Origin of the sequence: Arthrobacter sp. H20, from assembly GCF_000520515.1 — a bacterium.
GTDB lineage: Bacteria > Actinomycetota > Actinomycetes > Actinomycetales > Micrococcaceae > Arthrobacter_D.
Genome location: NZ_KI914723.1, coordinates 145,460 through 153,697, shown reverse-complemented (window position 1 = coordinate 153,697; position 8,238 = coordinate 145,460). Strand labels below are relative to the sequence as shown.

The window sequence follows — 8,238 nt, the reverse complement described above, 5'->3', positions numbered from 1 at the left end:
AAACTATCGTTAACGACCAATGGGCCCCCACCACACGGTGGGGGCCCATTGCTCCACAACAGTTAGTCAGTGTGCGTGATCTCCGCGGCTGTACTCGAAGACCCAGCCGACCAATGCAATGACTGCCAGGCCGACGCTGATGTACAACACCCACCAGCCCACTGCGAGTCCTAGGAAACCGCCGGCGGCCGACAAACCGAGGACCAGCGGCCACCAGCTCCAGGGGCTGAAATGGCCCTGCTCGCCTGAACCCTCATGGATCTCGGCGTCGCGCCTGTCTTCCGGCCGCATGCCGACCCTGCGGCCGGTGAATCCCAGGTAGAAGCCGATCATCGCCGCCAATCCACCGACCAGCATGATCCCGAGAAAACCGACGTATTCGTTCCATCCGGTGAGAAAGCCGTAAACGACTGAAACTACGATGAAGAAGGGCGCTCCCCAAAAGAAGAGCCCGGATTCAACCCTCATGTCCTAGGCGTCCTTCCGGTCAGCGGCGCCAAGAGCCTGTCCTACGACGGAGCTTGGCGTGTGCTGCTGTTGCAGCTCGGGATGATGAAGATCCAGCGCGGGACGCTCTGAACGGATCCTGGGCAGCGAGGTGAAGTTATGCCGCGGTGGTGGGCACGACGTCGCCCACTCAAGTGATGCGCCGAAGCCCCACGGATCGTCGACCTCCACCTTCTTGCCGCTCCGCCAGGTGATATAGACATTCCAGAAGAACGGGATCAACGACGCGCCGAGAACAAACGACGCGATGGTCGAGAACTGGTTCATCGCAGTGAACCCGTCCTCGGGTAGGTAGTCGGCATACCGGCGAGGCATACCGATGACCCCTAGCCAGTGCTGGATCAAGAAGGTGCCGTGGAAGCCGATGAAGAGCATCCAGAAGTGGATCTTTCCGAGCCGTTCGTTGAGCATTTTGCCAGTGAATTTTGGCCACCAGAAGTAGAAGCCAGCAAACATGGCGAACACAACGGTTCCGAAGACCACGTAGTGGAAGTGAGCGACCACGAAGTACGTGTCCGAGACGTGGAAATTAAGAGGAGGCGATGCAAGGATGATGCCGGTCAGTCCGCCGAACAGGAAGGTCACGAGGAACCCGATGCTCCACAGCATTGGTGTCTCGAACGTGATCGAGCCACGCCACATGGTACCTATCCAGTTGAAGAACTTAACCCCCGTCGGCACCGCGATCAGCATGGTCATGAAGGCGAAGAACGGCAATAGGACCGCCCCGGTGACGTACATGTGGTGCGCCCACACGGTAACCGACAGCGCTGCAATAGCGATTGTCGCGTACACCAGACCCTTGTAACCGAAGACCGGTTTGCGGCTGAAAACCGGGAAAATCTCGGAGACGATGCCGAAGAACGGCAGCGCGATGATGTAGACCTCGGGATGTCCGAAGAACCAGAACAGGTGCTGCCAGAGGATCGCTCCCCCGTTGTCCGGGTCGAAGATGTGGGCACCAAATCGACGATCGGCGCCCAGGGCGAAGAGGGCGGCAGCCAGCGGAGGGAAGGCCATCAGAACAAGGATGGCGGTGACCAGCGTGTTCCAGGTGAAGATTGGCATTCGCCACATCGTCATACCCGGAGCCCGCATGCAGATGATAGTGGTGATGAAGTTGACGGCGCCCAGAATAGTACCGAAACCGGACAGGGCAAGACCAAAGACCCAGAGGTCACCACCAAGCCCCGGAGAGAAGGTGGTGTTCGATAGCGGGGCATAGGCAAACCAGCCGAAGGATGCAGCTCCCTGGGGGGTGATGAACCCTGAGACGGCAATGGTGCTGCCGAAGAGGAAGAACCAGAAGGCCAGCGCGTTCAACCGGGGGAACGCGACGTCGGGCGCCCCGATCTGAAGCGGCATGATGACGTTGGCAAACCCTGCGAACAACGGAGTAGCGAACATCAGCAACATCACTGTGCCGTGCATGGTGAAGAGCTGGTTGTACTGTTCCTTGGTCTGCAGGATCTGCATCCCCGGTTCGAACAGCTCAGCACGGATCACCAGCGCCATCACTCCTGCAAGGCAGAAGAAGATGAAGGAGGCGATCAGGTACATATACCCGATGGTTTTGTGGTCGGTGGAGGTGATCCAACTGACCACAACGCGGCCCTTGGAGCGAGGCACTACGCGAGGCGCAATTATGGTGCCAGCATCCTCAGCCGTGTATTCGTAAGTGGACATCAGCCGTTACTCCCTGCTGGTTCTAGTTCATTGTCCGATTCGATATTGCGATCGTACTCTTCCCCCAGTTGGCCATCGTCAAGAGTGGCCATGTGAGAGTCGAACTCTTCCTGCGATACCACTGCAACGTTGAACAGCATCTCCGAGTGATATTGTCCGCACAGCTCGGCGCATTTGCCATCGAACGTGCCCTCCCGCGTGGGAGTGAGGGTGATGTAGTTGGTACGGCCTGGAATCATGTCGCGCTTCTGCAGGAACGCTGGCACCCAGAACGAGTGGATCACGTCGCGAGCGTTGAGCTGGAGCTCGACTGTCTGGTTGACGGGAAGGTAGAGCGTGGGGAGAGTTTCCGGAACACCCTCTTCGCCCGTGATAATTGCCTGAACTCCGCTGAAGTACTTGTCTTCATTGACGTAATTGAAGTCCCAGGACCACTGCTTCCCCCGGACGTCGACTACCAGATCCGGGTCATCCACCCTCGCGTCAATGGCCTGCTGATCCCGGTCAGTGAAATAGAAGAACACCAAGACCATGAACAACGGGATGGTCAAGTAGAACACTTCGAGCGGAAGGTTGTAGCTGACCTGGCGGGGAAATCCGGTTTCATTCCGGCGCCGGCGGTATGCAACGATGCACCAGATGATCAGGCCCCAGGTAATCACGCCGACTATCAGCGCAGCAATCCAGGAATTCACCCACAGATCGATGATTCGGCCGGTGTTGTTGGTGTTGTCGCGCTCGGCGGGCAACCAACCCCTTTGGACTTCAGCTGAACAGCCCGACAGAAACAGCGCGCCTACCAGCATGATGCTGGAGATCTTGACGACCCTTGCGCGCCGGGTGCCGGTTCGGTGCTGCGAACTCACAGACGGCCCTTCCTTTTCTTACGTGTCTGCCACCCGTGGCGGCGTTACCCCGTGTGCGCCAAGAGCACACATTTAGTTTTACTACTTACTGTAGAGCTTACCCGTTACCGCCGCCATCGGATGACACAAAGACGGCCTGCCGTCGAACTTTTGGCAGGTCATCCTTGCGTTTCTTTGCGCAGCAGACACATGCTAATGGAACGAATCGCCGCACGCGCAGGAGCCACCCGCGTTGGGGTTGTCGATGGTGAAGCCCTGCTTCGAAATAGTGTCTTCAAAGTCAATGGAGGCGCCCGCAAGATAGGGGACACTCATCCGGTCAACGATGACCTCGACGCCGTCGAAGTTCCTGACGGCATCGCCGTCGAGGGTGCGCTCGTCGAAGTACAACTGGTAGATCAGGCCGGAACAGCCACCAGGCTGCACGGCGACGCGCAAGCGCAGGTCAGTGCGGCCTTCCTGCTCCAGGAGGCTGCGCACCTTGTCGGCGGCAACTTCAGATAGAGCAACCTCATGCGCGGCCAATGCGGCCTCGGTGGTTTCGGTGCTGGTTTCACTGGTGGAAGTACTCATGACTGGTTTCTCCTCGCTGTGGACGCGTGTCGCGGTGTTGCGTCCTACTCAATGGTACGTCGGCGGTCCCGTTCGGGACCAACCCCCTGCCGTCGGACCCTCGTGGGTTGACATTTCCCGGCGTGAGCGTCAGAGACCCTCAGTGTTTATCCTCGAGAGCATCAGGGCTTCGGCAAGGACCGCCTTCTGGAACTCAGCGAGGTGCAGCGACTCGTTCGCGCTGTGAGCCCGGGAATCCGGATCTTCCACTCCAGTGATCAGGATCTGAGCCGAGGGGTACACCTCGGTCAGGTCGGCGATGAACGGGATCGATCCTCCCATTCCCGCTTCGACAGCTGGCACTCCCCAGGATTCCTCAAGTGCCCACAGGGCTGTCTGAGCGGCAGAAGCCGACGTATCAGCGGCGAAGGCGTCGCCGGTTTCACCGTCCGTGAAGGTCACCGTCGCCCCGAACGGTGCATTGCGCTCCACATGGTCTTTCACTGCTGCCATTGCCGACGCCGGGTCCTGGCCGGGTGCGAGACGCAAGCTGAATTTGGCGCGGGCACGCGGTAAAAGGGTGTTCGATGACAGCTCGACGGTCGGGGCGTCAAACCCGATGATTGACAGTGCGGGTTTGCTCCACAGCCGGGATGCAATGGATCCGGTGCCAGCAAGGTGGACGCCGTCGAGCACTGACGCGTCAGCACGGTAGTCGGCTTCGGGGTAGTCAACGGTCGCGTCGTCGCCTCCGATGAGTCCGGCAATGGCAACGTCGCCGGCGTCGTCGTGAAAGGTCGCAATGAGGCGGGCGAGGAGGGTCGGTGCGTCGAGGACCGGTCCCCCGAACATGCCTGAGTGCACCGCGTGTTCGAGGACCTGCACCTCGATCGTGCCATCGACCAGCCCTCTGAGGCTGGTAGTCAGTGCCGGAACCCCAACCTTCCAGTTACTGGAGTCGGCGACCACTATCACATCCGCCCGCAGCAACTCACGGTGGGCGTCGAGGAAGCTCCTGAATGTTGGCGAGCCTGCCTCCTCCTCGCCCTCGATGAACAGTGTGACCCCGACGCCGAAGTCCTCCCCCAGCACCTGATCCAGCGCGTGGAGAGCGCCGAGGTGGGCCATAATCCCGGCCTTGTCATCTGCCGCTCCTCTGCCGTACAGCCTCCCGTCGCGTTCGACAGCGGCAAACGGCTCGCTCTCCCACAGGCCAGGATCCCCCGGTGGCTGCACGTCGTGGTGGGCGTACAGCAGCACCGTCGGTTTGCCAGGTGCGGCTGGCCGGCGCGCGACCACTGCCGGACCGCCCTCAACCCCGTCGGTGCTGACCCGCAGCACCTGGACGTCGGTGATTCCTGCTCCCCGGATGAGATCTGCAACAGCCGCTGCGCTCCGGTCGAGCTCAGCTGGGTCGAAGGCCGCCCAGGCGATACCGGGGATGGCCACCAGATCAACCAGCTGACTGACCGTCTCATCGAAACGAGCCGCCACGGCGGCGCGGAGGTCCTGTGCTGAAAAGTCTGGGCTGGAGGCGAGTGGTTCGTCAGTCATGCTGTCGACCTTACACAGTGGGTCCCGCGCAGTGGGTCTTCACGCAGTAGGTCTTCACGCAGTAGGTCTTCACGCAGTAGGTCTTCACGCAGTGGACCCGCACAGTGACCCGGAGCACGGTCACTGTGCGGGCGGGTATCCTTGAAGGGTGTTTGGACGTAAAAAAGAGGCCCCTGAGGCCCCAGTAGACCAGTTGCCCGAAGTGCGCCCAGTTGGCAAGGGAGTGCCCACGCCGCGCCGTAGCTCACAGGAGGCTGCGCGGAAACGCCCCCTTGTCCCTGACGATCGGAAGGCGGCGAGGGCAGCGGGCCGGGATGCGCAGCGGGCCGAGCGACTCAAGACGCGCCAGGCCCTGGATACCGGCGACGAGCGCTACCTGCCGCTGCGCGACAAGGGCCCAGCCCGCCGCTACATCAGAGACTTTGTCGACGCCCGCTGGAATCTCGGAGAATTCCTGATGGTTGCGGCACTGGCGTTTGTGCTTCTGAGTTTTGTGCCGAGCCTTCAGGTGCAGACGCTGGTGTTGAACGCTTTCTGGATCATCATCCTCGCCGTCGTCCTGGATTGTTTCCTGCTGCGCCGCAGCCTGAAAACCCGGTTGACCACCAAGTTCGGCGAGCCAGCCCGCGGTGACCTGTGGTACGGAGTGACCCGCGGACTGCAGTTGCGCCGGCTGCGCCTGCCCAAGGCGCTCGTGAAGCGCGGCCAATACCCCGCCTAGACCTCCCCACATAGCGTAGCTGGCAAGGACCACCCAGTGGCGTGGGAGTTACGCCCGTGCAGCGAGCAGGGCTTCCAGCCGCCGATTGATATGCCGGGCCCAGAACGGTCCTTCATACAGGAACCCGGTGTAACCCTGCACCAGCGTGGCCCCCGCATCGAGGCGTTCAAGGACGTCCTCGGCGGACTCGACGCCGCCCACTGACACGATGGCCAGTGTGTCACCGGCCACAGCGCGGAGCCGGCGGAGCACTTCCAGTGAACGCTGCTTCAGGGGAGCACCGCTGAGCCCACCCACCCCACACTTCATGACCGCTGCGTTGTCGGTCACCAACCCTGACCGGGTAATCGTGGTGTTTGTGGCGATCACGCCGTCAAGACCCAGATCGACGGCGAGGGCAGCGACGTCGTCGATGTCCTGATCCTCAAGATCGGGTGCAATCTTCACCAGGAGCGGGACGCGCCGCCCTGCGCTCTCATCGGCGGTCCGGCGAACAGCCGTCAACAGGGGCCGCAGTGATTCGACATTCTGCAGGAGCCGCAGCCCTGGTGTGTTGGGCGAGCTGACGTTGACCACCAGGTAATCGGCGGCGGGTGCCAGCTCACGGGTGCTGACCAGGTAGTCCTCGACCGCGTCGCGGAGATTGACCGACTTGGTCTTACCGATATTGACGCCAATGATGGGTCGGTTGGCGACGTATCGCCCTTCAAGCCTGGTGCGAGCGCCCTTGAGACGCGGGGCAACTGCCGCGGCGCCATCGTTGTTGAAGCCCATCCGGTTGATCACCGCCCGGTCCGCGACCAGCCGAAAGAGACGCGGGGCCGGGTTGCCGGGCTGGGCCTGCCCGGTGATGGTTCCCACCTCAATGTGGCCGAATCCCAGGCTGGTGAGAGCCGTGATTCCGTGGCCCTCCTTATCGAACCCGGCTGCCAGCCCGAACGGGGATGGGAATGTCATACCGAGGGCCGAGGTCTGCAGGCCCGGGTGGGGTTTGGTCAGTTGACGAAGAACCGGACCGGCCGGCGTTCTCTCCGCGACGCGAATCAGCCGGAACCCAATACGGTGAGCCCTCTCGGCATCCATGCGGGAAAAGACCAGTCGAAAGAAGGCAGGGTAGATTCGCATGATCTAAAACTCCCATGCTGGGCCAGTCAACATCAAACGTCAGCGGTGACCCGTCCACTGCGCCGGTGGACAGGCCTCGACAGCGGCTACAGTTTTGACGATGGAGCTGATCTGGAAACCGGACTATCTGGGTGTCGGGTTCACCTGTGCCGAGTTGGACCTCGGAACAGACGACGAAGGTCCGTGCGTGGCGACGCTGATATCCTATGCTCCGCCCGCCCCCGTCGAACCGGTCCCTCCCTCTGGCCCGCCGGGACAGTCAGCGAACCGACCCTCCTGGTGGTCGACCCTGCGATCACGGGTGGCTCCTGCCCCACCCCCACCGCCAGTGGACCCTCCGAGTGTGACAGCAGTCCTGTATGTGCATGGCTGGAACGACTACTTCATGCACCGGGGGCTGGCCGAATTTTCCTCGGAGCACGGTGTTGCGTTTTACGCGCTGGATCTACGGAAATATGGACGCAGTCTCCGGAGTTGGCAGACCCCCGGGTATATGGCGCACCTCTCCGAGTATGACGACGATCTTGACGCGGCGCTGCACGCCATCGGGGACCATCTGACGGCGACGCGAGGCCCAGGGGCCCAGGTCACCATCCACCTGATGGCTCACTCCATCGGCGCGCTCATCACGTCACTGTGGGTCGACCGATTTCCCGGGCGGGTGGCCAGCCTGATCCTTAACGGCCCCTGGCTGGATAGCCAGGGCAGTGCGATCCTCCGCGGCGCCACCCTGATTGACCCAGTCACCCGATTCCGTCCCAAGGCCCGGTTGATGCTCCCGGACATCGGGCTCTACTGGCGAAGCATCAGCAACACTGCCGACGGAGAGTGGGACATCCACCCACAGTGGCGCCCGGAGTTCGGGTTTCCGATCCGGGCGGGGTGGGTGGCAGCTGTTCTCGCTGGCCACGCGCAGGTGAGGAAGGGCCTGAATGTCGACGTGCCGGTGCTGATCCTGGCATCCGCGCGATCCTCGGTGAGCCCCGTGTGGAACGACTCGATGCTCACGACTGATAGCGTGCTCGATGTCACCCTGATGACCCAACGGGCGCTGCAACTCGGACCAACAGTCACCGTCTGCCGGTTTGACGGGGCGCTTCACGACGTCCTGCTATCCCGGGAGCCGGTGCGCAGCGAGGTCTACCGCTCCCTGCACGCGTGGCTGCGCTGCCACGCACAGGTCACCTGAACCTACCGGGGCGCCGATGTTGACTGGTCCACTGCCCC

At 61.9% G+C, this 8,238-nt stretch carries 8 protein-coding genes; 2 read left to right on the top strand and 6 right to left on the bottom strand.

Going from position 1 to position 8,238, the window contains the following annotated elements:
• Positions 1–66: 66 nt before the first annotated feature.
• The 5 genes from Y703_RS0107665 to Y703_RS0107645 form a co-directional block, all read right to left on the bottom strand.
• The gene (locus Y703_RS0107665) at positions 67–468 is read right to left on the bottom strand and encodes a cytochrome c oxidase subunit 4 (RefSeq protein ID WP_026552238.1); all 402 of its coding nucleotides are present in this window, start codon (positions 466–468) and stop codon (positions 67–69) included.
• 3 nt (positions 469–471) lie between these two features.
• Positions 472–2,193, bottom strand: coding sequence for an aa3-type cytochrome oxidase subunit I (gene ctaD, locus Y703_RS0107660; RefSeq protein WP_026552237.1), 1,722 nt, complete (start codon positions 2,191–2,193; stop codon positions 472–474).
• Complete coding sequence (gene coxB / locus Y703_RS0107655; protein ID WP_026552236.1) at positions 2,193–3,059, bottom strand: aa3-type cytochrome oxidase subunit II; 867 nt, start codon at positions 3,057–3,059, stop codon at positions 2,193–2,195. Before coxB ends, ctaD begins: the two co-directional genes overlap by 1 nt.
• A gap of 192 nt (positions 3,060–3,251) precedes the next feature.
• A complete protein-coding gene (locus Y703_RS0107650; RefSeq protein WP_026552235.1) occupies positions 3,252–3,632 on the bottom strand; it encodes a HesB/IscA family protein in 381 nt (126 codons plus the stop codon).
• A 129-nt stretch (positions 3,633–3,761) separates the two neighbouring features.
• Positions 3,762–5,165, bottom strand: coding sequence for a dipeptidase (locus Y703_RS0107645; protein WP_026552234.1), 1,404 nt, complete (start codon positions 5,163–5,165; stop codon positions 3,762–3,764).
• 148 nt (positions 5,166–5,313) lie between these two features.
• Between Y703_RS0107645 and Y703_RS0107640 the strand changes: the two genes are divergently transcribed.
• The gene (locus tag Y703_RS0107640) at positions 5,314–5,886 is read left to right on the top strand and encodes a DUF3043 domain-containing protein (RefSeq protein WP_026552233.1); all 573 of its coding nucleotides are present in this window, start codon (positions 5,314–5,316) and stop codon (positions 5,884–5,886) included.
• Between the two features lie 48 nt (positions 5,887–5,934).
• Here the strand turns inward: Y703_RS0107640 and Y703_RS0107635 are convergent, their stop codons facing one another.
• Positions 5,935–7,011: a quinone-dependent dihydroorotate dehydrogenase gene (locus Y703_RS0107635; RefSeq protein ID WP_026552232.1), complete on the bottom strand. Its 1,077-nt coding sequence runs from the start codon at positions 7,009–7,011 to the stop codon at positions 5,935–5,937.
• A 343-nt stretch (positions 7,012–7,354) separates the two neighbouring features.
• Here Y703_RS0107635 and Y703_RS18610 point away from each other — a divergent pair, with 343 nt between their 5' ends.
• Entirely contained in the window at positions 7,355–8,200 is an 846-nt protein-coding gene (locus tag Y703_RS18610) for an alpha/beta hydrolase (protein ID WP_253907965.1), read from the top strand.
• Positions 8,201–8,238 lie beyond the last annotated feature (38 nt).

Excerpts from the sequence above, each read along its gene's own strand:
- Y703_RS0107665 (WP_026552238.1), bottom strand. The coding sequence starts at position 468 with ATGAGGGTTGAATCCGGGCTCTTCTTTTGGGGAGCGCCCTTCTTCATC.
- ctaD (WP_026552237.1), bottom strand. The coding sequence starts at position 2,193 with ATGTCCACTTACGAATACACGGCTGAGGATGCTGGCACCATAATTGCG.
- Y703_RS0107650 (WP_026552235.1), bottom strand. The coding sequence starts at position 3,632 with ATGAGTACTTCCACCAGTGAAACCAGCACCGAAACCACCGAGGCCGCA.
- Y703_RS0107645 (WP_026552234.1), bottom strand. The coding sequence starts at position 5,165 with ATGACTGACGAACCACTCGCCTCCAGCCCAGACTTTTCAGCACAGGAC.
- Y703_RS0107635 (WP_026552232.1), bottom strand. The coding sequence starts at position 7,011 with ATGCGAATCTACCCTGCCTTCTTTCGACTGGTCTTTTCCCGCATGGAT.